Raw genomic sequence first — 22,856 nt, 5'->3', positions numbered from 1 at the left:
GCGGGTGGAAGACCCGTTTGGAATTCCTGCGGTGGCAGACGAGTCTAAGCACCGGAAACCCTTCTCCGGAAGGATCTTCCGCTGAGCCGGTCATGCGCACCGCTCCCGCTCGGAAAGCTACCGCTCAGGCCGGATCCCTACCGGTGGGCATTTCCCGAGGGCGTTCTCCGCCGATCCGAACCGCAATTCGAGAAGGGGGAGTGCCGTTCGTCCGCACCGCGATACCGCTCGTGCCGGACGGGGCGATCCGTCGGTTCCCGGAGTCTTGAACGCCGCGCCGGGGACCGACATTCTGTGCGACCGCAGTCCGACGACGGAAGGAGGAAGAACCCATGCGGGAGGAAACGAGGACCCGCAGCGCCAAGGACGCGGTCACGTTCCGCAACACGCCCGCCGGTCTCCGCTACACCGCGCTGGAATCGGTGCAGCGCGGGATGATCTGCTACCACAACGGCCTCTACGACCGGCCGGTCGGCTACGACTGGGCGGCGGGCGCGGCCAACCCGATGACCGCTGCCCTGGGCGCGGCGCTGCACGACCTGTGGGTCGCCGACCTGATCGACATCGACACCCGCAGCAACCTGTTCGCCCCGCGCGGCCACCGCGTGGTGCTCACCGCGAAGGGACGCCAGGCGTTGAGCTGGTGGCCGTTCCCCGAACCCGCCAAGCAGGCCGCGCGCAGGTGAGCCCGGTCCGACCGCGACGCGTCCGCAGCGGAACGCGCGAGGGGGACCTGGTCAGGACTTGATCCCGACCGCCGCCCAGATCTTGGAGCGCTCGGGTTCGGCGAGCCTCTCGTGCGGCTCCGCCCGCCACTCCGAGCAGTACACGGCGCCCGGTTCGACGATGTCGAAGCCGGTGAACAGCTCGGCGGCCCGGGAGCGCGGCCGGTAGGTGACCGGGGCGCTGGTCTCGTCGAAGATCGCCTCGACCCGACGCATCTGCTCCGGCAGGTCCTCGTCGGTGAGGTGGCTGATCACCAACGCACTGCCGGGCACGAGCACTCGCCGGTACCGGTCGAGCAGGTCCGCGACGTCGTCGCCGACCCAGTGCAGCACCGAGGCCATGACGAGCGCGACGGGTTCCGAGAAGTCCAGCAGCTCCGCCGTCTCCGGAGCGGTGAGCACGGCATCGGTGTCGCGCAGGTCGGCCTCGATGATCGCGGTGTTCGGCTGGTCCTGCAGCAGCCGGCGGGTCTGCGCGGCCGCGACCGGCTCGTTGTCCACGTAGACCACGCGGGCGCGCGGGTTCATCTCGTGCGCGGCCTCGTGCACGTTGCCCACGGTCGGCACCCCCGACCCGAGGTCGAGGAACCGGGTGATGCCCCGGTCCAGGCAGAACCGCACCGCACGACGCAGGAAAGCCCGGTTGGAGCGCACCACGGTCCGGGAGTCGGGATCGACCTCCAGCAGCTGGTGGAAGGCCTCCCGGTCGGCGGCGAAGTTGTGGTCCCCGCCCAGGCCGTAGTCGTAGATCCGCGCCGGGTTCGGCAACGAGACGTCCACCTCGTGCGACGACGACCCCAAGACCTTCTCCCTCCGAGAGCACCGGTGCGGCCGACGATGCTACGCAGGGGACGACCCGGCGCGGTGTGCTCCGACGGGGTGAAAGTGCGGGTCGCCCGCTACTCGTCCTCGCCCTGGTCGAGGACCCGGCGGCCGAGGCCCGGGGCGACCCGGCGGGCGGTGTTGCGGATCTGCTCGGCGATGGCGTCGAGGCGATCCTCGGTGAGGCGGATCGTGGGCCCCTGGACGGCGATGGCGGCCACGGCCGTGCCGTCGCGCAGCACCGGGACGGCGATCGCGCGGACGCCGGGATTGCGCTCCTCGTCGTTGAGGGCCCAGCCGCGTTCGCGCACGAGCTCCAGCTCGTCCTTGAGCTTCGTGCGCTGGGTGATCGTGCGTTCGGTGACGCGGGTGAGGTCGCCGAGGCTGTCGACCTGCTCCTCGATCTCGCCGACGAAGGCCAGCAGGCACTTGCCCATCGCCGACACGTGCAGCGGCACCGTCGTCCCGGAGGGCTGGTCGAAGCGCAGCGGCTGCGGCGAGGGCACGTGCAGCGCGACGTGGACGTCGTTGCCGGTCCGGATGCCCAGGTTGATCGACTCGCCGGTGGCCGCGGACAGCTCGCGCAGCATCGGCAGCGCCTGGTCGTAGCCCAGTCGCGCCGCTGCCTTCTCGCCGAGCGCGACCAGCGTCGGCCCGAGCTGGTAGCGCTCGGTGATCGGGTCCTGGGCGAGCAGGCCGCTGTAGGTGAGGGTCCGGGCCAGGCGGTGGGCCGTGCTGAGGGTGAGCCCGGTCTGGCGAGCCAGCTCGGTGACGCCGAGCGGGTCCTCGCTGTCCTCGATGGCGCGCAGCACGGTCAGTGCCCGTTCGACGGCCTGCGCTCCGGTCCTGCTCGGATTCGACGACTCACTCACGCCGGGAATCCTCGCACACGCGCCCGAGCAGGGCGCCGCCACGCTGGTCGCCGGGGGTGTCAGCGCAAGATCGTCCGAGGTGGCCTCGGGGGAGCGAGGAGCGGATGGGATCATCCGGCAAGATCAGGCGGTGCAGTCTGATCGTCGCTCGACCCGGAGGAGCCCATGACCGAGCGCGCCTACGACATCGTCCTGTTCGGTGCCACCGGATTCACCGGTGGCCTGACCGCGGAGTACCTGGTGCGGAACCTGCCGGCGGGGGCGAGGTGGGCGCTGGTCGGGCGCAGCGAAGGCAAGCTGCGGGCCGTGCGCGACCGGCTCACCGGGGCCCACCCGGACGCCGTCGAGCCCGGGCTGCTGGTGGCCGACGCGTCCGATGCGGACTCGTTGCGCGAGGTCGCCGAGTCGGCGCGGGTCGTGATCACGACCGTCGGGCCGTACCTGGAGCACGGTGAACCGCTGGTCGCCGCCTGCGCCGCCGCCGGCACCGACTACGTCGACCTCACCGGGGAACCCGAGTTCGTCGACCGGATGTACCTGGCCCACCACGCCACGGCCGAGAAGACCGGGGCGCGGCTCGTGCACGCTTGCGGGTTCGACTCCATCCCGCACGACCTGGGTGCGCTGTTCACCGTCGGGCAGCTGCCCGACGACGTGCCGGTGACCGTGCGCGGGGTGGTGCGCAGCAACGCGACGCTGTCCGGCGGCACCTTCCACTCCGCGCTCGGGCAGTTCGCGCGGGCCAAGCAGATGCGCCAGGCCATGATCGAGCGCAAGCGCGTCGAGCCGCGACCGGAGGGACGCCGCGCACGGGCCCGGTCGGACAAGCCGCGACGCGACGCCGACCTGGGGTTCTGGCTGGTCCCGCTGCCCACGATCGACCCGTTCGTCGTGCAGCGCTCCGCGGCCGCGCGCGCCGACTACGGCCCGAAGTTCACCTACTCGCACTTCGCGGGCGTGAAGAACCCGGCCACGATCGCCGTCGCGGGTCTCGGGCTCGGAGCCCTCTTCGGCGCGGCGCAGATCCCGCCGCTGCGACGCCTGATCGCCTCGCGCCTCCCGCAGGGCGAAGGTCCTTCGCCGCAGCGCCGCGCCCGCTCCTGGTTCACCGTGGACTTCATCGGCGAGGCCGGCGGCCGCACCGTGCACACCCGCGTCAGCGGCGGCGACCCCGGCTACGGCGAGACCTCCAAGATGCTCGCCGAATCGGCCCTGTGCCTGGCCTTCGACGACAACCCGACCACCGCGGGTCAGGTCACCACAGCCACGGCGATGGGCGACAACCTCATCCCGCGCCTGGTCAACGCGGGCCTCTCCTTCGACGTCATCAGCTCGAAGTGACCCCCGACCAGGGGTGACCCGATTTCAACGGAAGTCGGGTCCCCGAATTCCATTGAAATCGGGTTCGTGGTGGGGGTGGGGAAGTTTTCATGAAAACTTCCCCCACCCCCAAAGAAGGCCACGGGACGGTTCGTCACCAGTGCAGCGGTGCCAGGTGCAGTCCGCCCTGGCCCCAACCCGCGCTGGTGATGGCGGTGGTGCCGTCGGGTTCGGTGATGACCTCGGCGGCGTGGGCGTCGATCCGCCCGACCTGGGAGTCGGGTGAGAAGCGGAACGGGTTGGCGCTGCGGTACACGCGGGTGTCCCGGTAGCCGGAGTCGCAGCAGACGAACAGGTACCAGCCGTCGGAACGCCGCACCACGAACGGGGATTCGGTGGGACCGCCGACATCACCCGTGCGCGGGTGCTCGAAGGCGACGTGCTTGCCGCTCCAGTTCCGCAGGTCCGTGCTGACCCGGTAGGCGACCTCGTGGGTGCCGCCCTCGGGCGTGCTGGTGGCCGTGTAGTACAGGACCCACAGCGGCCCGACCCGGGTGACCATCGGGTCCCGGGCGTCGAATCCGTCGGTGAACAGCGGGTTCGCGTCGCTGCGCGTCCAGCGCCACAGGTCCGTGGAGGTCGCCAGGTGCATGCGGTAGGCCGCGTGGTCCGGGGTGCCCGCCGCGTAGAACAGGTGGTAGACGCCGTCGACGAGCACCACGTGGGGCGCCCAGATGTGGCTCTCGCCGGCTTCCGGGTCTGCGGTGAGCGCGAAGGGCTGCTTGGTCCACGGGCCGCGCGGTGAGGGGGCGGTGGCGTGCCCGAAGTGCTTCTCGTCCAACGGGTTCGCCGGTTCGGCGTGGGTGATGGCGAAGACGTGCCACACACCGGTGCTCTCGTCGCGGATCAGCGTGTGGTCGTTGTAGTACCACTGCTCGTCCTCGCCGACCGACGGGTCGTAGACGTGGACGAACTCCCCGGCCGACACCGAGTTCTCGCCGGAGGCCGTGCCGGGTGCGGCGAGCTGGAGCACGACGAGCAGCGCCATCACCGAGCGGATCATCGCCGACCCCCACCTCGCCGAAACCGGATCTCCTCCCGGTATACGCCGGTGATCACCCGGGCCAACAGCGGTGGAACGGGTGAAACCGGTCAGACCCGGCGGTATTCCTCGTCGCTGACGTGGGCACCCCAGGTGACGACCTCGCCGTTCTCGTCGGCCTCCTGGATGGCGACGTGCGCCATGAAGCGGTCCGGGGTGGCGCCGTGCCAGTGCTCGTCACCGGGTTCGATGTGGACGACGTCGCCGGGGCGGATCTCCTGGACCTCGCCGCCGCAGGTGCGGGATCCCGCAGACGCGGGGAAGCGCCCGCCACCCCAAGCGGGGCAGGGCGAGTTGATGTGGATACCGCCGGTACCCCGCTCAGATCCCGAACAGGTCGGCCGCGTTGCCGGACGCGGCCACCACCACGACGACCTCTCCTCGTGTCGAAAACCCCGGTTTTCACGCGACGAAAACCGCGGTTTTCGACACGACGTTCGTCGCGGTTTCGACAGCGCGCGGGTTGTCGGGTCAGCGCTCGGGCTGGGTGCGATGCTCAGGGGATGCGGGCGACGGCGCCGTAGCCGAGGGGAGCGGCGACGTCGGAGGCCTCCGAGGGGTCGTCGCCGCGCCACTCGGGCAGGGTGACCAGACCGGGTTCGACGAGCGTCAGGCCCTCGAACCAGGGCAGGATCTCGGCGTGATCGCGCGGGTAGACCGGCTCGCCGGCGTCGGCGTAGGCCGAGCGCAGCCGCTGGACCTCCTCGCGCAGCGCGGGATCGGCGTGCTCGTCGGTCAGCGTGCTCACCGCGACGAGACTGCCCGGGGCCAGGTGCTGCCGGTAACCGCGGATCACCTCGGCGGGTTCCGGGTCCGGCAGGTACAGCAGCACGCCGATGACCAGCAGCGCGACCGGCTGGTCGAGGTCCAGCAGCCGTCGCGTCTCGGGGTGGTCGAGCACGAGTTCCCGATCCCGCATGTCGGCCCGGATGATGGTGGCGTCCGGGCGATCGTCGAGCAGCCCGCGGCTGTGGTGGTAGGCGACCGGCTCGTTGTCGACGTAGACCACGCGCGCGTCGGCGCCCTCGGCGATCTGGTGCGTGTTGCCGACGGTGGGGATGCCCGATCCCAGGTCGAGGAACTGCCGGACGCCCTGGTCGAGGCAGTGCTGCACGACGCGGCGGAGGAAGTTGCGGTTCAGCCTGGTCACGTTCGGCACGCTCGGAGCGATGGCCTTGACCTGCTCGGCGAACTCCCGGTCGGCGGCGAAGTTGCTGTGCCCGCCCAGGAAGTAGTCGTAGGCGCGGGCGGCACTCGGCTGAGTCGTGTCCAGAGACATCCCGGGACGTTCCCACGAGGACGGGCCCGCAGGCCAGCCGACGAATCGCCACTAGGGTGAGAACCGGACGGCATCGGAGGTGGAGGCGGGCATGGCCGGGACGACGCTCGACGAGCTGATGGCGGAGCTGGGGGGGCTCGACGACCCGAAGCGGCGCGAGGTCAACGCCCGGCACGGGGATGACCACGGCGTGAACCTCTCCGAGCTGCGCGCGATCGCCAAGCGCCTCAAGACCCAGCACGACCTGGCCCTCCGGTTGTGGGCCACCGGCGACACCGCGGCCAAGCTCCTGGCCCTGCTGATCTGCCGTCCGAAGTCCTTCGAGCGCGACGAGCTGGACGCGATGCTGCGCCAGGCCGGCAGCGTCAAGGCGCAGGACTGGCTCATCAGCTACGCGGTGAAGAAGAACCCGCACGTCGAGGACCTGCGCTCGACCTGGCTCGACGACCCCGATCCGGTGGTCGCCGCCGCGGGTTGGGCGCTCACCGCCGAGCGAGTGGTGAAGAAGCCCGACGGCCTGGACCTGTCCGGTCTGCTCGACACGATCGAAGCCGAGATGAAGGACGCCCCGGAACGCCTCCAGTGGCAGATGAACACCTGCCTCGCCCAGATCGGCATCGCTCACCCCGACCACCGCGCCCGCGCCCTCGACATCGGCGAACGCCTCCGAGTCCTGGAGGACTACCCGACGTCGAAGGGCTGCACCTCCCCGTACGCGCCGACCTGGATCACCGAGATCGTCCGCCGCGACGAAGCATAACTGTCGAGTGTTGACATCCAACAGTCGACATCTACATAGTGAGGCATCGCCGAAGAGCCGGAACCGTGGCGCACGGTGGTCCGGTGCAGCTCAGTGAGGAGTTGACGATGCGCCGGGACGACATCCCGATCATCGATGCCCACCAGCACCTGTGGGATCTCGACGCGAACTACCACCCGTGGCTCAGCGACCAGGTCGGCCCGGCCGCGTGGGGGAGCTACGACGCGCTGCTGCGCAACTACACGCTCGACGACTTCCTGCGCGACGCCGAGGGCCAGAGCCTCGTCAAGGCCGTGCACCTCGACGTCGGCTGGGACCCGCGCGATCCGGTGGGGGAGACGCGCTGGCTGCAGAAGATCGCTGACGAGCGCGGATTCCCGCACGGGATCGTCGGTTACGCCGACCTGTCCCGCCCGGACGTCGCCGACGTGCTCGACGCCCACGCCGAGCACGCGAACTTCCGGGGCATACGGCAGTCGATGAACTACCACCCGGAGAAGGCCAAGACCTACCTGGACCGGCCGGAGGTCAGCCGCACGCCCGAGTGGCGACGCGGGTTCGAGGAGCTGCGCAAGCGCGAGCTGTCGTTCGACCTGCAGCTGTACCACCCGCAGATGCGGGAGTTCTTCGAGCTGGCCGCCGACTACCCGGACGTGCAGATCATCCTCAACCACACGGGGATGCAGGTCGACGGGCCCGACCACTTCCAGCCGTGGCGCGAGGGCATGAGCGTGCTCGCCCAGGCCCCGAACGTCGCCTGCAAGATCTCCGGGCTGGGCATGGGCGACCACGACTGGACCACCGAGTCGATCCGGCCCTACGTCGAGCACGCGATCGAGGTCTTCGGGGTCGAGCGGTGCATGTTCGCCTCGAACTTCCCCGTCGACAGCCTCTTCTCCAGCTACGGCGCGATCTTCGACGCCTTCCGGGAGATCACGCGGGACTTCTCGCGCGACGAGCGGATGGCGCTGTTCCACGACAACGCCGAGAGGTTCTACCGGCTCTGATCTTGACCTCCAGCGCGCTGGAGGTTCGACACTCGACGAGCCCGGCGTCGTCCGGCCGTCCCGCTCCGACCGGTCGACGGCGCCGGGCGACCTCTCAGCGGCACCTCCCCACCGCGGCGTAGCAGGCGGACCGCTCCGGGTGCTCGCCCGGCGGACCCTCGGGCCGCCACTCCACGGTGAACACCACGCCCGGCTCGACCAGGTCGAAGTCGCCCAGCAGCGCCTCGATCTCGCTTCGGCCGCGCAGCGTCATGGGGTTGCGGCTGTCGTCGAAGAACGGGGCCGCAGAGCGCATCTCGGGCAGATCGCTGGTCAGGTGCGAGGCGATGAAGTACGAACCCGGCGCCATGCGGGCGCGGTAGTCGCGCAGCAGGTGCTGCGGGTCCGACGCGTCGTTGACGTAGTGGAGCATGCCGACCATCAGCACCGCGATGGGCTGGTCGAAGTCGAGCAGCCGCAGGGCGTCCGGGTGTTCCAAGATCCGGTGCGGCGCGCGGATGTCCTCGTGCAGGAACGCGGTGTTCGGATCGTCGGCGAGCATGCTGCGCGCGTGGGTGACGGCGACCGGGTCGTGGTCGACGTAGACGACGCGGGATTCGGGAGCGATGTCCTGGGCGACCTCGTGCACGTTGCCGACGGTGGGAATGCCCGAGCCGAGGTCCAGGAACTGCCGCACCCCTCGGTCCAAGCAGAACCGCAGCGCACGGTGCAGGAACGCGCGGTTGGCCCGCGCGGCGTCGTTGAGGTGCGGGAACACCTCCAGCGCGGCGTCCTGCGCGCGCCGGTCGGTCTCGAAGTTGTGCGCGCCGCCGAGGGCGTAGTCGTAGATCCGCGCCACGCTCGGCTGGTTCCAGTCGATCTGCGAAGGAACCCAGTCCGGAACTCCCGCCACCGCTTCTCTCCTCGTCACGACTGCCGTTCGAGCAGCGGAGTATGGCACGCCGGGTGGTGCCGGGACCACGGTTCAGCGGTCGACGATCGCGGTGACGATCAGCCCGTCCTCGGCCAGCCAGCGGCCGTCGAACGAGGCCAGCGGCCTGCCCCGGGCGTCGTGGCCCTGTTTGAGGAGGCGGGCGTGGAAGGTGCCGTCCGGGGAGAGGGTGAGCTCGGCTTCCTCGAAGTCGAGCCACTCGCGGGTCAGCGGGAACCACGACTTGTAGACGGATTCCTTGGCGCTGAACAGGATCCGATCCCAGTGCGTCCCGCCCGGCAGACCCGAGAGCATGGCCCGCTCGGCCGGCAGCGACACCGCGTCGAGGACTCCGTCCGGCAGCGGCTCGTGCGGTTCGGCGTCGATGCCGATCGTGCGCACGTCCTTGTCCCAGGCGACCACGGCGGCCCGGTAGCCCGCGCAGTGCGTCATGCTGCCCACCACCCCCGGCGGCCAGCCCGGAGCACCGCGCTCACCCGGCAGGAGCGGGCCGACGGGTGCGCCGATCTCTGCCAGGGCGGTTCGGGCGCAGTGGCGGACCGCGGTGAACTCGCGACGCCGCTTGTCGACCGCGCGGGCGACCACCGCGGTCTCCTCGGCGAACAGCCGCGCCTCCGGCGGGTCGGTGAACAGCTCGTGCCGCGCGAGGTCGTCGGGCAGGACGTGTTCGAGCATCACGACTCCTCCGGGAACACGCGGCGCAAGAGTTCGTCGGGCAGGCCCCGCCGCTTCCACTCGCGCGGGTAGCCGATCGAGACCTCCTGGAAGCGGACGCCGTCGTGGAAGGTCGTGCGCGGGATGTGCAGGTGGCCGTAGATGACGGCGGCGGCGCGGTGGCGCAGGTGCCAGTCGGCGGTCCCGGTGGTGCCGCACCACTGCGCGAACTGCGGGTACCACAGCACGTCGGTGGGCCGGCGGACCAGCGGGTAGTGGTTGACCAGCACCGTCGGCAGGTCCGGGTCGCGGTCGGCGAGCCGCTTCTCGCTGTGGTCCAGGCGAGCCCGGCACCACGCGTCGCGGCTGGGGTAGGGGTCCGGGTGCAGCAGGAACTCGTCGGTGCACACCACCCCGGAGTCGTGCGCCACCGCCAGGGCCTCCTCCTTGGTGGAGGTGCCCGCGGGGCGGAAGGTGTAGTCGTAGCCCACGAACAGCGGCGCGATCGTGACCGGCCCGCCCCGGCCGGTCCACACCGGGAAGTCGTCCTCGGGCGTGACGACGCCGAGTTCGCGGCAGCGCCGCACCAGTTCGAGGTAGCGCGCCTCGCCGCGCAGCTGCAGCGGATCCTGCTTCGGCGTCCACAGCTCGTGGTTGCCGGGAACCCACACGACCTTCTCGAAGCGCCCGGCCAGCATCTCCAGGGTCCGGGTGATGTCGTCGGACATCTCCCCGACGTCCCCGGCGACCAGCAACCAGTCGTGATCCGAACCAGGCCGGAGTTCGCGCGCAATGTCCTTGTTCTCGCCCGCAGCGACGTGCAGATCGCTGACGGCCAGCAGTTCACCGGAACCCATGATCTCCCAACCCTACTCACCCAGAACCAGCACACCACCAGCGTTGATGTGCTAGGGGTGCCCCGGCTCCGGTGTTGTGGGCCGTTGCCGGCGGACGGTTTTTCCTCGAATCACCCATGATCAATGTCCGTTATGTCCGGTCAATTCGAGGAAAAACCGTCCCCTGGTGCGGAGCGCTCGGCTGCGGCGGGTGGTGCGGTGGTGATCGACGCCCCACTGTGGACCGCGGGGCGGGGTTGCGGTGATAACGTTCGCGCGGCTAACGAGTGGTCCGTCGGGCGGGTGCGGAGGTTCGGACGGGGAGTGGAGGTGAGGTGGTGAGTTCTCGGGTCGCGCTGTACGTCGGGGGGCTTCTGGGTCCCTTCGGGGGCGGGATCGTGGCCGCGATGCTGCCCGAGCTCGGGGCCGACTACGACGTCTCACCGGGCCTCGCCGCGAGCACGACCACCACCTACCTGCTGCCGTTCGCGCTGGTCATGCTCGTCTCCGGCAGCCTCGGCGAGCGGTGGGGCAGCAGCCGCACGATCCGGGCCGCCTACATCGGCTACGCCGTGGTGGCGGTGCTGGGAGCCGTGGCGCCCTGGTTCTGGCTGTTCCAGCTCACCCGCGTGCTGCAGGGCGTGGCCAACGCCTTCACCACGCCGCTGCTGCTGGCCAAGATCGCCGCGGGCACGCCGCAGCACCGGCTGGGCCGGGCGATGGGTGCCTACGGGGCGATGCAGGCCATCGGCCAGACCACCGCGCCGCTGATCGGCGGCCTCGCGGCCGAGAGCTCCTGGCAGCTCGCCTTCGTCGGCGTCGCGGTCGTCGCGGCGCTGCTGGCGGTCAGCCCGCTGCCGCCCGATTCCGGGCCCGCGGGTGAGCGCGAGCCGGGATTGCTGCGCGATGCCTGGACGCCGATCGTGCTGCTCAGCGGCGGGGTCGCGGGCGTCGCCTGGATGGCCTCGGCGGGCCTGCCGTTCCTGGTGTCCTTCCGCCTCGACGACGCCTTCGCGCTCAGCCCCGGCGCCCGGGGGCTCGCGCTGACCGCCTACGGCATCGCCGGGGTGCTCGCCGCCCGGCTCACCGGCGGCGCCGTCGACCGCTTCGGCGTGCGGGCCACGCTGATCACCGGCGTGCTCAGCGCCGCGATCGCCGTGACCGCCATCGGACTGGTCGAGTGGCTGCCGGTGGTCGTGCTCGCCTGGGCGCTGGCGGGGGTGTGCGGCCAGCTGATCCTGGTGGCCGTGAACGCCACCGTGCTCGGCGGTGTCGGAGGTGGTGGAGCGATCTCGGTGGTCACCGCGTGGCGGTTCCTCGGGATGTCGGCCTCGCCGGCGGTGTTCACCGCGCTCTACCGGCAGGACGCGGGACTGGGGTTCGGCCTGGCGGGCCTGCTGCTGGCACTTTTGATTCCCGTTGTTTCCATTTGGTGGCCCCGGACCCGACGAGCCGCGAGCTGAATCGTCGCAGCTCGTCGTGGATTTCCGACGTCGAGACGATCATTTCCCGCCATCTCTTCACCAGATTTGCGTCACCCAATGGTGATCCCTTCTGTGGCACGCTTCCCCCGTCTCGACCACGGGGAGAGGGAGCCATGAAGATCACCCGCTGGAAACCCGTCACGCTGTTATGCGGTGCGGTCCTGGTGGCCGCGCCGACCGCCGCCGTCGCGGTCGCCTCGCCGTCGCAGCCCAGCGCCGAGGACTACTACCAGGACGCGATCGGCAAGACCGGCCCCGAGCTGGAGGCCGCGCTGCACGGCATCATCAGCAACGGCGTCACCACGCTCGACTACGACGGCGTCTGGGACGCCCTCAAGGTCACCGACCAGGACCCGGCCAACCCGGCCAACGTCATCCTGCTCTACACCGGCCGCTCGCAGGCCGCGGACACCAACGGCGGCGACGCCGACCAGTGGAACCGCGAGCACGTCTGGGCCAAGTCCCACGGCGACTTCGACACCGTTCCCGGCCCGGGCACCGACGTGCACCACCTGCGTCCCACCGACGTGTCGGTCAACGCCGACCGCGGCAACAAGGACTTCGACATGGGCGGCACCGAGTCCGAGGAGGCGCCGGGCAACTTCACCGACGACGACTCGTGGGAGCCCCGCGACGCCGTCAAGGGCGACGTCGCCCGCATGATCTTCTACATGTCGGTGCGCTACGAGGGCACCGACGGGTTCGCCGACCTGGAGGTCAACGACCAGGTCGGCAACGGCAGCAACCCCAACATCGGCAAGCTCTCGGTCCTCAAGCAGTGGAACGAGCAGGACCCGCCGGACGACTTCGAGAAGCACCGCAACGAGGTCATATTCACCGACATCCAGCACAACCGGAACCCGTTCGTCGACCACCCGGAGTGGGTCGAGGAGATCTGGTGAGGTTTTCGGACTCCGCTGGCTGGTTTGCTTAGCGGTGCGGGTAGGGGAACCTCAGACGTCCTCCGGCTCCGGGATCCGAGACTGATGTATGCCAATACACGGCGTGTCGGCTGTCCTCACCAGAGAACGTCTGAGAACCCCCGGCGGTGCCGGTTGCTCAGGTGGTGCAAGGAGAAAGCGACTCCGTCGCTTGGCTGCGCTGCTCGGGCCGGTTGACGTTCAGCCCGGGACGACTCCGTCCGCGACGAGTCCCGCGTGGATCGCTTCGCTGACGACCTGCAGCGAGGACATGGGCCGGATCATCACCGTGAAGGTGCTGATCCGGTCTTCCGCGTCGAGGTGGATGAGGTCGATGCCCTCGACCTGCTTTCCGTTGACCACCGTGCGGAAGTGCAGCACGTGCGCCTCGGTCTCGTCCCCGGCGGGCGTCCGGCCGCGACCGGGGAAGTCGCCGACGTAGCGGAATTCCTCGAAAGTCCGCTGCAGCACCCGGAACAGCGCGCGCACGGTGTCGATGCCCTCGAACGGCGTGAACTTCACCGGGCTGAAGAACCGGATGTCGTCGGTGAACTCGTTCACGGCGGCGTCGAAGTCGCCCGCCTCGATGGCGGCGCGGAAGCGGTCTGCGGCGTTCATGCCCTCATCCCCGTTGATCGTCGTCGAGTGCTCGGATCGCGTCCTCGCACCACTCCAGCAAGGCCTGCTCGGTGCGGATCCCGCCGCGCAGCACCAGGTGCTGGTGCAGCGCCTGCCCGGTGAGCTTCGCGGGATCGCCGAAGTCGCGGCGCTCGATCTCGCGGTACAGCGACAGCCGCTGGACGTGCAGGTCGCGCTGCCGGGCGAACTCGTCGCGCACCTTCGCGACATCGCCGAACGACGCGCCGCGCAGCTTGACCGTCAGGTCGTTGCGAGTGGCGGCCGGTTCGGCGATCCAGCGCCTCAGTTCCTCGGCCCCGGCGTCGCTGACCCGGTAGACCTTCTTGTCCGGCCGCTTGAGCTGGGCGACCTGGTCGCAGTCGACCCAGCCGAGCTCGACCATGCGCTTGAGGCTCCGGTAGATCTGCTGGTGGCTGGCCGCCCAGAAGTACCCGATCGACTTGTCGAACCGGCGCGCGAGCTCGTAGCCCGAGCCCGCGCGTTCCCGCAGCGACACCAGGATCGCGTACTCCAGAGACACCGGCGGTCTTCCTCTCAGCTCGCGATGAGCTTCCCGAGCCGGTTCCGGACGAGCTCGCCGGATTCGGTGACGATCCGGTCGACCAGCTCGGCCACGGTCGGCACGTCGTTGATCAACCCCTGGACCATACCGACGCTCCACACGCCCAGCTCGGTGTCGCCCTGCTCGTAGACCTGACGACCGCGCGCCCCGGCCACCAGCTCGCGGATGTCCTCGAACTGCGCGCCGTCGTCGAGCTTGGCGACGACCTCGCGGCTCACGGAGTTGCTGGCCACCCGCGCGGTGTTGCGCAGCGGCCGGAAGATCAGCTCGGTGTCGCGCTCACCGGCCTCGGTGATGCGCTTCTTGACCTCGTCGTGGATCGGGGACTCCTGGGTGCACATGAACCGGGTGCCCATGTTCACCCCGTCCGCGCCAAGGCTCAGCGCGGCGACCAGGCCGCGCGCGTCGGCGAAACCGCCGGAGGCGATGATCGGGATGTCGAGCTCGTCGGCGGCCCGGGGGATGAGCACCAGGCCCGGGATGTCGTCCTCGCCGGGGTGCCCGGCGCACTCGAAGCCGTCGATGCTGACCCCGTCCACGCCGAGCTGCTGGGCCTTGAGCGCGTGCCGGACGCTGGTGCACTTGTGCAGGACCTTGATCCCGGCGGGCTTGAACGCGGCGACCTGATCGGCGGGGTTGGACCCGGCGGTCTCCACGACGGTGATGCCGGACTCGATGATCGCCTGCCGGTACTCGGCGTAGGGCGGGGGAGTGATCGAGGGCAGGATCGTCAGGTTCACGCCGAAGGGCTTGTCGGTGAGCTCCCGGCAGCGCGCGATCTCCTTGACCAGGTCTTCGGGCGTGGGCTGGGTCAGGGCGGTGATCATGCCCAGCGCGCCGGCGTTGGCCACCGCGGCCACCAGCTCGGCGCGGCCGACCCACTGCATGCCGCCTTGCACGATGGGGTGCTCGACGCCGAACTCCTCGGTGAACCTGGTTCGCAGCACGCTGCTCACTGCCCTTCTCAACTCGAACCGCTCCAACCGGACCGGACGCTACTATGCACCGAGTTGCAATGCAACGAGTTGCATAGGGTGCGACGAGAACGCCCCCGGCCGCGAGACCGGGGGCGCGGGATCAGAAGTTCACGTAACCGCCGTCGACGGTCAGCGCGTCCGCCGTGTGGAACGCACTCGCCGGGCTGGCCAGGTAGACCGCCAGCGCGCCGAAATCGTCCGGCCTGCCCCACCGGCCGACCGGCATCCGCGGCAGCACCTTCCGCTGGAACCCCTCCGACTCCAGCATCGGATCCGCCAGCGGGGTGCTCACCCAACCCGGCAGGACCGCGTTGGCGCGGATCCCGTGCCGGGCGAGCTCGATCGCGATCGACTTGATCATCGATACCAGCGCGCCCTTGCTCGCCGCGTAGGCCTGCCCGCGCGGCTGGCCCTGCCGGGCCGCCAGGCTGGAGGTGCCCACCAGGCTGCCGCCCTCGCCCTGGGCCACCATCTGCTTCGCCGCCGCCCGCAGCGTCAGGAACGCCCCGTCCAGGTCCACCCGCGTGACCCGGCGGAACTCGCTCAGGTCGGTCTCCAGGAAACGACTCCCGACCCCGCCGATCCCGGCGTTGGCGAAGCAGGAGTCCAACCGCCCGAACTCCTCGACCGTGCGGGCCATCGCGGCCTCGACCTGCTCCTCGTCGCCGACGTCGCAGCGCACGGCGAGCACCTTCCCGCCGTGCTTGTCCAGCTCGCGCGCCGCCTTCTCGTTGCGCTCGGCGTTGGTGCCCCACACGCACACCCCGGCACCGGCCGCCGCCAGCGCGTCGGCCATCGCCAGACCGATGCCCGAGTTGCCGCCGGTGACCAGGGCGACGTGCCCGGTCAGGTCGAAAGGATTGGCCTCGTTGCTCACGTGAGTGCTGCCTCCCGGTCGTGACTACTTGCGGTACTCGGCGCGCAGGGTCGTCTTGAGGACCTTGCCGCTGGGGTTGCGGGGGAGCTGCTCGACCAGCCGCACCTGCCGGGGCCGCTTGTAGCCGGCCAGCCGCGCGCGGCACCAGGTCTCGATGTCGTCCTCGGTCGGCGGATCGGCCGGGTCGCGCGGGGCGATCACCGCCAGCGGCGTCTCGCCCCAGCGCTGGTCCGGCACCCCGATCAGCGCCACCTCGCCGACCTTCGGGTGCCCCGACAGCGCTTCCTCGACCTCGGCGCAGTAGATGTTCTCCCCGCCGGAGATGATCATGTCCTTCTTGCGGTCGACCACGTAGATGTAGCCGTCGTCGTCCTGGCGCACCAGGTCACCGGAGTGGAACCAGCCGCCGCGGAAGGCCTCCGCGGTCTCCTCCGGCTTGTTCCAGTACTCCCGCATCACCGTCGGCCCCCGGTAGACGATCTCGCCCACCTCGCCGCGCGGCACGTCGTTCATCTCGTCGTCGACGATGCGCACCTCGACGTTGATCATCGGCGTGCCCACCGAACCGATCTTGCGCAGCGCGTCCTCGGCCCGCAGCGCCGTGGTCACCGGCGAGCACTCGGTCTGGCCGAACACCGTGCTCAGCTCCGCCTGCGGGAACGTCTCCATGATCTGGCGCAGCAGCGTCGTCGACGCCGGCGCCGCGCCCCAGCTGATCCGCCGCAGCGCCGAGAGATCGCGCTCGCCGATGTCGGGCAGCGAGCAGATCGCCTGCCACTGGGCGGGGACGAAGAAGCAGCCCGAGATCCGCTCCCGCTCCAGCATCTCGACCGTCTCGCGCGGGTCGAACCGGCCCGACGACGACAGCACGATCCGCCCGCCGCGCAGCAGCGGCCCCAACATGCCCGATACCCCGGCGATGTGGAACAGCGGCACGCCCACCAGGTACACGCGGTCGTCCTCCGAGACCCCGTTGTGCACCAGCAGGCTGAAGGTGTGCATCAGCAGGTTGTGGTGCGTCAGCACCGCGCCCTTGGGGCGGCCGGTCGTGCCCGAGGTGTACATGATGAACGCGGGCGACTCCTGCTCCACGTCCAGCTCGTCGTGCTCGGCCGAGGCCGTCGCCAGCGCCTCCTCGAACTCCACCGACCCCGGACCCGCGTCGCCACCGCCGATGACCAGCGCGGACCTCGCGTCCGGGGCCTGCTCGCGGGCCTTGGCCACGGTGTCGGCCAGCGCCGTGTCGGTGATCACCGCTGCCGCCCCGCTGTCGTTGAGGTGGTAGGCGATCTCGTCGGCGACCAGCCGGAAGTTGATCGGCACGCAGATCGCGCCGATCCGCGAACCGGCCACGTAGGACTCGATGGTCTCCAGGTGGTTGAGCGTGGCCACCGCGTAGCGGTCGCCCGGGCGCACGCCCCGGTCGCGCAGGGCGTTGGCCAGGCGAGTCACGCGCTCGTCGAACTCGGCGTAGCTGCGGGAGACCTCGCCGTGCCGCAGCGCGATCTCGTCGGGAATCTTTCGGGCATGGCGCGCGATCTGATCGCTGATCGTCATGCCCCTGCCGGGCAGTGCGGACATCGTCACCTCGCCGTTGAGGGGGGATGGGCCGATGAGGGGGATGGGCCGATGAGCGTTGATGGGCCGTGGTCGGGCTCACTCATCCTGCGGTCCGGGACGGGGGCGGTCAAGGCGAAGTTTGTTCGGTTTGTCGTCGGCGAGGTAACCAACTTCACCTCGTGCGCAGGGGTTTCGGGGCTCCGGCCGGTTCCGGTCCCGATCTCCGCCGTGCGAGGCTGATCGGCGGAAGTGGTCCGAGCCAATGCCGCGCCGAGCCGAGGTCGCGGCGGGCCGATGTCGCGCCCGGGGAGCCAGCGGAGAGTGACCGTCACCGACAAGCCGTTCGAGCTGAAAACCGTTGCCCTGGCCGCCTTCGGGCCCACCCTGCTGTTCGCCACCGGCGAGGGCGCGATCCTGCCGATGATCCCGCTGATCGCCGCCGACCAGGGCGCCGGTCTCGGCGCGCTCGGGCTCATCGCCGCCATGATCATGGTGGGCGAGCTCGTCGGCGACCTGCCCAGCGGAGCGCTGGTGCAGCGGCTCGGCGAGCGCACCGCGATGATTGTCGCCTCGCTGGTGTCGGTCGCGGGACTGCTCGGCTGCTACTTCTCCACCAACCCCTGGGTGCTGGGCGCCTGCGTGTTCGTCGTCGGCCTGTCCACCGCCGTGTTCGCGCTGGCCCGGCACGCGTTCATCACCACCAGCGTGCCGCTGCGCTACCGCGCCCGGGCGCTGAGCGTGCTCGGCGGGCTCTTCCGCGCCGGCTACTTCATCGGCCCGTTCGTCAGCTCGCTGGTGCTGGCGCTCAGCCCCGAGAAGCGCTCGGTGTTCCTGGTGCACGTCGGCTTCGCGCTGGCCACGCTCGTGCTGCTGCTGTGCACCGGCGACCTCGGAGGCGCCGACGAGGGCGAGCGGCGCGAGAGCCGCGACGGACTGCTGCCCACCATGAGCCGCCATCGCGGCGTGCTGCTGCGGATGGGTTCCTGCGCCGCGCTGCTCGGCGGCCTGCGCGCCTCGCGCAACGTCGTGCTCCCGCTGGTCGCGGTCGCCGCCGGGCTCCCGGCCTCGACCACGGCGCTGATCATCGGCATCGCCGGGGGCATCGACTTCGCGCTGTCCTACACCTCCGGGCAGATCATGGACCGCTGGGGACGGCTGTGGGCGGCGGTGCCGTCGATGACCGGGCTGGCCATCGGCCACGCGCTGCTGTTCGCCGTCACGGACGTGCCCACCTTCGCCGCCGTCGCGATGCTGCTCGGTCTGGCCAACGGCACGAGCAGCGGCATCCTGATGACCCTCGGCGCCGACCTCGCCCCGCAGTCCGGGCCCGCGCCGTTCCTCGGCGCCTGGCGCTTCACCGGCGACTTCGGCCAGGCCGCCGGACCGCTGATCATCTCCGGGCTCACCGCCCTGGCCGGGGTCGGACTAGCCGGGGCCGGGATGGGCGTCCTCGGCCTCCTCGGCGCCGGTCTGCTGCTGCGGTACACGCCGCGCTACGTGCCGCGCCGACCCGCGATGGGCTGACCGGGTGATCGTTAGCTGGAACACATGGCCCGCGTGGTGGAGTGATCGCTGGGCACACCGGATGATCGAATTGGTCGAACACCTCGCCGAGAAGGGGGAGTCGGGTGTCGGCTAAGAAGAAGACGCCGGTGTGGATGACGGTCGTCGCTGCGATCGCGCTGGGAGCGATGTGGCTGGTCTTCGAATCGGGACTGCTCGATTCGAAGGTCAGCGCGTCCTCCGGCCCGGCCGGTGACCAGCTCGCGCAGCTGAAGGTCGCCCCGGCGGGCTCGATGACCGGGTACTCGCGGGAGAAGTTCAAGCACTGGATCCCGCAGCCGGACGCCGGGAAGAACTGCAACACGCGCGAGGCCGTGCTGGCCCGCGACGGGCAGGGCGTCAAGTCCAACAACGCCTGCGAGGTCACCTCCGGCTCGTGGACCAGCCTCTACACCGGGGAGAAGGTCAGCGACGCCAAGGGCGTCGACATCGACCACATGGTTCCGCTGGCCAACGCCTGGCGCAGCGGCGCGAACAAGTGGGACGACGCCAAGCGCCAGCAGTTCGCCAACGACATGAGCCTGCCGCAGCTGGTCGCCGTGGACTCCAGCTCCAACCGCAGCAAGGGCGACCAGGACCCGTCGACCTGGAAGCCCACCGCCCAGGGCCAGTGGTGCGTGTACGCCACCGACTGGATCCAGGTCAAGAACAGCTACGCGCTCACCGTCACCGACGCGGAGAAGAAGGCCCTCTCCGAGATGCTCGCCACCTGCAAGTGACCGGTGGGGTCACGCGAGGTGGTGGGGGTGGGGGTGGGGAAGTTTTCATGAAAACTTCCCCACCCCCATGATCACCCGCCCAGGGCCTGCTTCGCGCCCGGGTGCATGGGCACCGGGTCGGTCTTGGTCGCGTCGTCCCTGTTGATGAGCTTCGCCGAGGGGTGGACGGCCTCCAGCTCGGGCTTCTTGTCGAACACCAGCCTGGTCACCGCGCAGGCGTTGTTGGCCGGGAAGTCGTCCCGCACCACCAGCAGGTTCGGCACCTGCACCGTCGGGACGTCCGCGGCCTGGCCGTAGGTCGCCGCCGGGATCGTGCCCTGCTCGTAGACGTCGCTGATCTTGTTCAGCTCCGGCAGCTGCGGGGTGACGTCGACGAACTTCACCGCCCCGCCCAGCGTCGTGGTCAGATCCGTGATCTCCGGGGTCGGCAGCCCACCGGACCAGAAGAGCCCGTCGAGGGTGCCCGACTTCATCCCGTCCACCGACTTGCTCAGCGACAGCCGCTGCGCCTGCACGTCGGCCGCCGGATCCAGGCCCGCCGTCTGCAGCAACCGGTTCGCGATGACCTCGGTGCCCGACTTCGGCGAGCCCGTCGAGATCCGCTTGCCGCGCATGTCCGCCACGCTGTTGATCCCGGAATCGGCCTTGACCACCACGTGCGTGGAGTTCGGGTAGATCCGGCTCAACGCCTGGATCGACTGCGGCTTGCCGTCGAAGGCGTCCTTGCCCGCGACCGCGTCGGCCGCGGTGTCGGCAAGCGTGAACGCGATGTCGTAGTCGCCGGCCACCAGCTGCTGGATGTTCTGCACCGACGCACCCGTCTCGGCCGCCGTCGCCCGCAGCTTGCTGTTCTGGCTGATCACCTGCGCCAGACCGCCGCCCAGCACGTAGTAGACCCCGCCGGTGTTGCCGGTGGCGATCGTCAGCCGCCCGTCACCGGCCTCGCACGACGTCGCCTGCCCGGCGGCGGGTTCCTGCACCTGCTTGCCGCCGCAGCCGGTGAGCACCAGCGTCGCGGCGGCCGCGGTCGCCAGCAGTGTCCTAATCCGCATCGAGTTCCTCCTTGAACTGCGACTCCGTGAACCGGGCCTTGCGCCGGAACGCCAGCTGAGCCACCAAGCCCAGCGCGCAGAAACCGAGACCCACCGCCACCACCGGGGGTTCGAGGTAGAGCAGGCACAGCGCGCCCGGTGCGAACAGCAGTCGCACCGGGACCGGCACCGGGCCGAACAGCCAGCCACCGGTGACCACGCTCAGCGCGCCCACCGCCACGACCGAGGCCGCCAGCACCCACAGCACCGTCACCGCGTCGGTCTGCAGCAGCAGCGCCGCGCCGTTGTCGGTGAGCACGAACGCGATCGGCACCAGGAACGCGGGCAGCGTGTACTTCCAGGCCTGCATCATCGTGGGGATCACCCGGCCGCCGGTGATCGCCGCGGCGGCCACCGCCGCCAGCGCCGTCGGCGGCGTCACCTCGGACAGGACCGCGTAGTAGAAGATGAACATCGCCCGCTCGGCGTCGGCCACGCCGAGCTCGCCCAGCGCCGGGCCGATCACCACCCAGGCGATGATGAACGAGGCCGTCACCGGCACCGCCAGGCCCAGCACGCCCACGGCCAGCGCCGAGAACACCACCGTGAGCACCAGGATCACCGTCGGGTCCTGCGAGATCGCGTTGGCCGCCTGCACCAGCGCGTCGGCCAGCTCCTGACCGAGGCCCGTCTTGGTGATCGTCGAGGTGATGATGCCCGCGGCCGCGCACACCGCCACCACCGGCAGCGCCCCGCGCACCCCGATCGACAGCGCGTCGACCATGCCGCGCGCCCAGTCCAGCACCGCCCGGCCGGGGCCGTCGGTGGCCCGCACCAGGTTCGACACCAGCGCGAACAGCGCCGCCACCCCGGTGGCGTAGACGACCGCGGCGAACGGCGGGATGTTCAGCGCCAGGAACACCACGATGATCGCCAGCGACAGGAAGTGATAACCCCCGCGCAGCAGCAGCTTCCACGCGCTGCCGCGCTCGATGTCGACGGCCTCGGCGCCGAAGCGCCGCGCGTCGGCCTCCACAGAGAACACGATGCCCAGGTAGTACAGCAACGTCGGCACGCACGCCCAGATCAGCACCGTCAGGTACGAGGTCTGCAGGTACTCCGCGATGATGAACGCCGCCGCGCCCAGCGTCGGCGGCGACAGGATCGCCCCGATGCCCGAGGCCGCCAGCAGACCACCGGCGTTCTCCTGCGGGTAGCCCGCGCGGCGCAGGATCGGCCAGGTGATCGACCCCAGGCTCACGGCCGTCGCCGTCCCCGACCCGGACACGGTGCCCAGCAGGAAGCCCGACAGCACCGCGGTGCGGCCGGGAGCGGTGCGGGAGCGCTTGAACGCGGCGAAGGAGAAGTCCACGAAGAACTGCCCGGCGCCCGAAGCCGACAGCACCGCGCCGTAGAGCGTGAACAGCACGATGTAGCTCGCCGCGACGTCCAGGGGAGTGCCGTAGAAACCGCTGGCATCGTTGTACAGCGCGTTGATGATCTGGCCGAAGTCCACCCCGGCGTGCGCGATTCCCCAGTTCTGCGGCAGGAAACCGCCGTAGTAGGCGAAGGCCACGAACGCCGCGCAGATCACCGGCAGGATCCAGCCCGTGGTGCGCCGCGTCGCCTCCAGCACCAGCAGCAACAGCAGCGAGCCCGCCACCACGTCCAAGGTGGACAGGCCGCCCTGCCGGTCGAGGAACGCGTCGAAACCGCCGGAGAGCGGCAGCACCGGGTAGAAGCTCACCAGCAGCGTCAACGCCGACAGCACCCAGTCGTACCAGGCGGGATCGTCGCGCTCACCGGCTCCGCGCCTGCCACCGGGCCGGTAGGACAGGAACACCAGCGGCAGCGTGCATCCCAGGAAGATGACCAGGTAGAACTGGTTGCCCTTGGTCAGCGGGAAGAACACCTGCCGCAGCACCAGCAGCGCCACCGCCAGGGCCACCAGGTACACCAGGAGCTCCGGGCGGCGGGAGAGCCGGCGCGCCGGTTTCTCCTCGTCGTGGGTCGCGGCGATCTCGCCTGGATCGTCGGTCTCGTCGGGAAGTCGTTCGTGCTCAGGCCGCGTCGCCCGGCTCATCCTTCGCCCTTTCGGCCCGTGGTTCCGAGGCCGGGTGCGACCGAGGTCACCTCCCGGAGGGCACAGGATGCTCGGGCGAACGGGGGAAGTCCAGAGCCCGACTCGCCCGGTTTCACGCGCTACGAAGACGTGA

General features: G+C 70.4%; 22 protein-coding genes. 8 read left to right on the top strand and 14 right to left on the bottom strand.

Features of this window, described 5'->3' with window-relative positions; translation table 11 throughout:
• The first annotated feature begins 332 nt into the window (after positions 1-332).
• Positions 333-686: a hypothetical protein gene (locus tag REH65_RS02880; RefSeq protein ID WP_281454531.1), complete on the top strand. Its 354-nt coding sequence runs from the start codon at positions 333-335 to the stop codon at positions 684-686.
• Positions 687-737: 51 nt separating this feature from the next.
• Here REH65_RS02880 and REH65_RS02875 read toward each other — a convergent pair whose 3' ends face one another.
• Both REH65_RS02875 and REH65_RS02870 read right to left on the bottom strand, forming a co-directional pair.
• Complete coding sequence (locus REH65_RS02875) at positions 738-1,526, bottom strand: SAM-dependent methyltransferase (RefSeq protein ID WP_406691136.1); 789 nt, start codon at positions 1,524-1,526, stop codon at positions 738-740.
• Between the two features lie 98 nt (positions 1,527-1,624).
• Positions 1,625-2,419, bottom strand: coding sequence for an IclR family transcriptional regulator (locus tag REH65_RS02870; protein WP_281454529.1), 795 nt, complete (start codon positions 2,417-2,419; stop codon positions 1,625-1,627).
• Between the two features lie 165 nt (positions 2,420-2,584).
• On the opposite strand from REH65_RS02870, the gene REH65_RS02865 reads away from it, so the two are divergent.
• Positions 2,585-3,760, top strand: a complete 1,176-nt coding sequence (locus REH65_RS02865) for a saccharopine dehydrogenase family protein (protein ID WP_406691135.1) — start codon at positions 2,585-2,587, stop codon at positions 3,758-3,760.
• Positions 3,761-3,893: 133 nt separating this feature from the next.
• Here the strand turns inward: REH65_RS02865 and REH65_RS02860 are convergent, their stop codons facing one another.
• Positions 3,894-4,802: a glycosyl hydrolase family 32 gene (locus tag REH65_RS02860; RefSeq protein ID WP_406691134.1), complete on the bottom strand. Its 909-nt coding sequence runs from the start codon at positions 4,800-4,802 to the stop codon at positions 3,894-3,896.
• A 535-nt stretch (positions 4,803-5,337) separates the two neighbouring features.
• Positions 5,338-6,120 carry an SAM-dependent methyltransferase gene (locus REH65_RS02855; protein ID WP_406691133.1) on the bottom strand — a complete coding sequence of 261 codons (783 nt, stop codon included), beginning with the start codon at positions 6,118-6,120 and terminating at the stop codon, positions 5,338-5,340.
• Positions 6,121-6,211: 91 nt separating this feature from the next.
• On the opposite strand from REH65_RS02855, the gene REH65_RS02850 reads away from it, so the two are divergent.
• Positions 6,212-6,880 carry a DNA alkylation repair protein gene (locus REH65_RS02850; protein ID WP_406691132.1) on the top strand — a complete coding sequence of 223 codons (669 nt, stop codon included), beginning with the start codon at positions 6,212-6,214 and terminating at the stop codon, positions 6,878-6,880.
• Positions 6,881-6,987: 107 nt separating this feature from the next.
• The gene (locus REH65_RS02845) at positions 6,988-7,887 is read left to right on the top strand and encodes an amidohydrolase family protein (protein ID WP_406691131.1); all 900 of its coding nucleotides are present in this window, start codon (positions 6,988-6,990) and stop codon (positions 7,885-7,887) included.
• A gap of 94 nt (positions 7,888-7,981) precedes the next feature.
• Here REH65_RS02845 and REH65_RS02840 read toward each other — a convergent pair whose 3' ends face one another.
• The 3 genes from REH65_RS02840 to REH65_RS02830 all read right to left on the bottom strand — a co-directional run bounded on the left by REH65_RS02840 (position 7,982) and on the right by REH65_RS02830 (position 10,329).
• Positions 7,982-8,779 (bottom strand): SAM-dependent methyltransferase, encoded by a 798-nt coding sequence (locus REH65_RS02840; protein WP_406691130.1) that lies wholly within the window; start codon positions 8,777-8,779, stop codon positions 7,982-7,984.
• A gap of 72 nt (positions 8,780-8,851) precedes the next feature.
• Positions 8,852-9,493 carry a 4'-phosphopantetheinyl transferase gene (locus REH65_RS02835; RefSeq protein WP_406691129.1) on the bottom strand — a complete coding sequence of 214 codons (642 nt, stop codon included), beginning with the start codon at positions 9,491-9,493 and terminating at the stop codon, positions 8,852-8,854.
• A complete protein-coding gene (locus REH65_RS02830) occupies positions 9,493-10,329 on the bottom strand; it encodes a metallophosphoesterase family protein (protein WP_406691127.1) in 837 nt (278 codons plus the stop codon). The genes REH65_RS02835 and REH65_RS02830 overlap by 1 nt, the downstream gene beginning before the upstream one ends.
• 317 nt (positions 10,330-10,646) lie before the next feature.
• Here REH65_RS02830 and REH65_RS02825 point away from each other — a divergent pair, with 317 nt between their 5' ends.
• Together REH65_RS02825 and REH65_RS02820 are read left to right on the top strand one after the other, a co-directional pair.
• Positions 10,647-11,771 carry an MFS transporter gene (locus REH65_RS02825; RefSeq protein ID WP_406691126.1) on the top strand — a complete coding sequence of 375 codons (1,125 nt, stop codon included), beginning with the start codon at positions 10,647-10,649 and terminating at the stop codon, positions 11,769-11,771.
• A gap of 134 nt (positions 11,772-11,905) precedes the next feature.
• A complete protein-coding gene (locus REH65_RS02820; protein ID WP_406691125.1) occupies positions 11,906-12,694 on the top strand; it encodes an endonuclease I family protein in 789 nt (262 codons plus the stop codon).
• 219 nt (positions 12,695-12,913) lie between these two features.
• Here the strand turns inward: REH65_RS02820 and REH65_RS02815 are convergent, their stop codons facing one another.
• From REH65_RS02815 to REH65_RS02795, 5 genes are all read right to left on the bottom strand, one after another.
• The gene (locus REH65_RS02815; RefSeq protein ID WP_406691124.1) at positions 12,914-13,330 is read right to left on the bottom strand and encodes a nuclear transport factor 2 family protein; all 417 of its coding nucleotides are present in this window, start codon (positions 13,328-13,330) and stop codon (positions 12,914-12,916) included.
• 4 nt (positions 13,331-13,334) lie between these two features.
• A complete protein-coding gene (locus tag REH65_RS02810) occupies positions 13,335-13,871 on the bottom strand; it encodes a PadR family transcriptional regulator (RefSeq protein WP_281454518.1) in 537 nt (178 codons plus the stop codon).
• 14 nt (positions 13,872-13,885) lie between these two features.
• Positions 13,886-14,860, bottom strand: coding sequence for an NAD(P)H-dependent flavin oxidoreductase (locus tag REH65_RS02805; RefSeq protein WP_406693071.1), 975 nt, complete (start codon positions 14,858-14,860; stop codon positions 13,886-13,888).
• Between the two features lie 130 nt (positions 14,861-14,990).
• Positions 14,991-15,767 carry an SDR family NAD(P)-dependent oxidoreductase gene (locus REH65_RS02800; RefSeq protein WP_406691123.1) on the bottom strand — a complete coding sequence of 259 codons (777 nt, stop codon included), beginning with the start codon at positions 15,765-15,767 and terminating at the stop codon, positions 14,991-14,993.
• A gap of 24 nt (positions 15,768-15,791) precedes the next feature.
• Positions 15,792-17,348 carry a long-chain-fatty-acid--CoA ligase gene (locus REH65_RS02795; RefSeq protein ID WP_406691122.1) on the bottom strand — a complete coding sequence of 519 codons (1,557 nt, stop codon included), beginning with the start codon at positions 17,346-17,348 and terminating at the stop codon, positions 15,792-15,794.
• A 300-nt stretch (positions 17,349-17,648) separates the two neighbouring features.
• On the opposite strand from REH65_RS02795, the gene REH65_RS02790 reads away from it, so the two are divergent.
• Positions 17,649-18,851: an MFS transporter gene (locus tag REH65_RS02790; protein WP_406691121.1), complete on the top strand. Its 1,203-nt coding sequence runs from the start codon at positions 17,649-17,651 to the stop codon at positions 18,849-18,851.
• Positions 18,852-18,955: 104 nt separating this feature from the next.
• On the top strand, positions 18,956-19,609 hold the full coding sequence (locus tag REH65_RS02785; RefSeq protein WP_406691120.1) for an HNH endonuclease family protein: 654 nt from the start codon (positions 18,956-18,958) through the stop codon (positions 19,607-19,609).
• A 71-nt stretch (positions 19,610-19,680) separates the two neighbouring features.
• On the opposite strand, the gene REH65_RS02780 is transcribed toward REH65_RS02785, so the two are convergent.
• Together REH65_RS02780 and REH65_RS02775 are read right to left on the bottom strand one after the other, a co-directional pair.
• Positions 19,681-20,661 (bottom strand): TAXI family TRAP transporter solute-binding subunit, encoded by a 981-nt coding sequence (locus REH65_RS02780; protein ID WP_406691119.1) that lies wholly within the window; start codon positions 20,659-20,661, stop codon positions 19,681-19,683.
• Positions 20,651-22,723 carry a TRAP transporter permease gene (locus REH65_RS02775; RefSeq protein ID WP_406691118.1) on the bottom strand — a complete coding sequence of 691 codons (2,073 nt, stop codon included), beginning with the start codon at positions 22,721-22,723 and terminating at the stop codon, positions 20,651-20,653. The genes REH65_RS02780 and REH65_RS02775 overlap by 11 nt, the downstream gene beginning before the upstream one ends.
• Positions 22,724-22,856 lie beyond the last annotated feature (133 nt).

It is taken from the genome of Saccharopolyspora sp. ID03-671 (assembly GCF_045278815.1).
Taxonomy (GTDB): domain Bacteria; phylum Actinomycetota; class Actinomycetes; order Mycobacteriales; family Pseudonocardiaceae; genus Saccharopolyspora; species Saccharopolyspora ipomoeae.
Note: the sequence above shows the minus strand (reverse complement) of the source record. Positions and strands in the feature narration are given on the sequence as shown.

What these genes read in the sequence shown, in the direction of transcription:
- REH65_RS02880 (WP_281454531.1), top strand. Translation starts at nt 333, where the DNA reads ATGCGGGAGGAAACGAGGACCCGCAGCGCCAAGGACGCGGTCACGTTC.
- REH65_RS02865 (WP_406691135.1), top strand. Translation starts at nt 2,585, where the DNA reads ATGACCGAGCGCGCCTACGACATCGTCCTGTTCGGTGCCACCGGATTC.
- REH65_RS02860 (WP_406691134.1), bottom strand. Translation starts at nt 4,802, where the DNA reads ATGATCCGCTCGGTGATGGCGCTGCTCGTCGTGCTCCAGCTCGCCGCA.
- REH65_RS02855 (WP_406691133.1), bottom strand. Translation starts at nt 6,120, where the DNA reads ATGTCTCTGGACACGACTCAGCCGAGTGCCGCCCGCGCCTACGACTAC.
- REH65_RS02850 (WP_406691132.1), top strand. Translation starts at nt 6,212, where the DNA reads ATGGCCGGGACGACGCTCGACGAGCTGATGGCGGAGCTGGGGGGGCTC.
- REH65_RS02845 (WP_406691131.1), top strand. Translation starts at nt 6,988, where the DNA reads ATGCGCCGGGACGACATCCCGATCATCGATGCCCACCAGCACCTGTGG.
- REH65_RS02835 (WP_406691129.1), bottom strand. Translation starts at nt 9,493, where the DNA reads ATGCTCGAACACGTCCTGCCCGACGACCTCGCGCGGCACGAGCTGTTC.
- REH65_RS02830 (WP_406691127.1), bottom strand. Translation starts at nt 10,329, where the DNA reads ATGGGTTCCGGTGAACTGCTGGCCGTCAGCGATCTGCACGTCGCTGCG.
- REH65_RS02820 (WP_406691125.1), top strand. Translation starts at nt 11,906, where the DNA reads ATGAAGATCACCCGCTGGAAACCCGTCACGCTGTTATGCGGTGCGGTC.
- REH65_RS02815 (WP_406691124.1), bottom strand. Translation starts at nt 13,330, where the DNA reads ATGAACGCCGCAGACCGCTTCCGCGCCGCCATCGAGGCGGGCGACTTC.
- REH65_RS02795 (WP_406691122.1), bottom strand. Translation starts at nt 17,348, where the DNA reads ATGTCCGCACTGCCCGGCAGGGGCATGACGATCAGCGATCAGATCGCG.
- REH65_RS02780 (WP_406691119.1), bottom strand. Translation starts at nt 20,661, where the DNA reads ATGCGGATTAGGACACTGCTGGCGACCGCGGCCGCCGCGACGCTGGTG.
- REH65_RS02775 (WP_406691118.1), bottom strand. Translation starts at nt 22,723, where the DNA reads ATGAGCCGGGCGACGCGGCCTGAGCACGAACGACTTCCCGACGAGACC.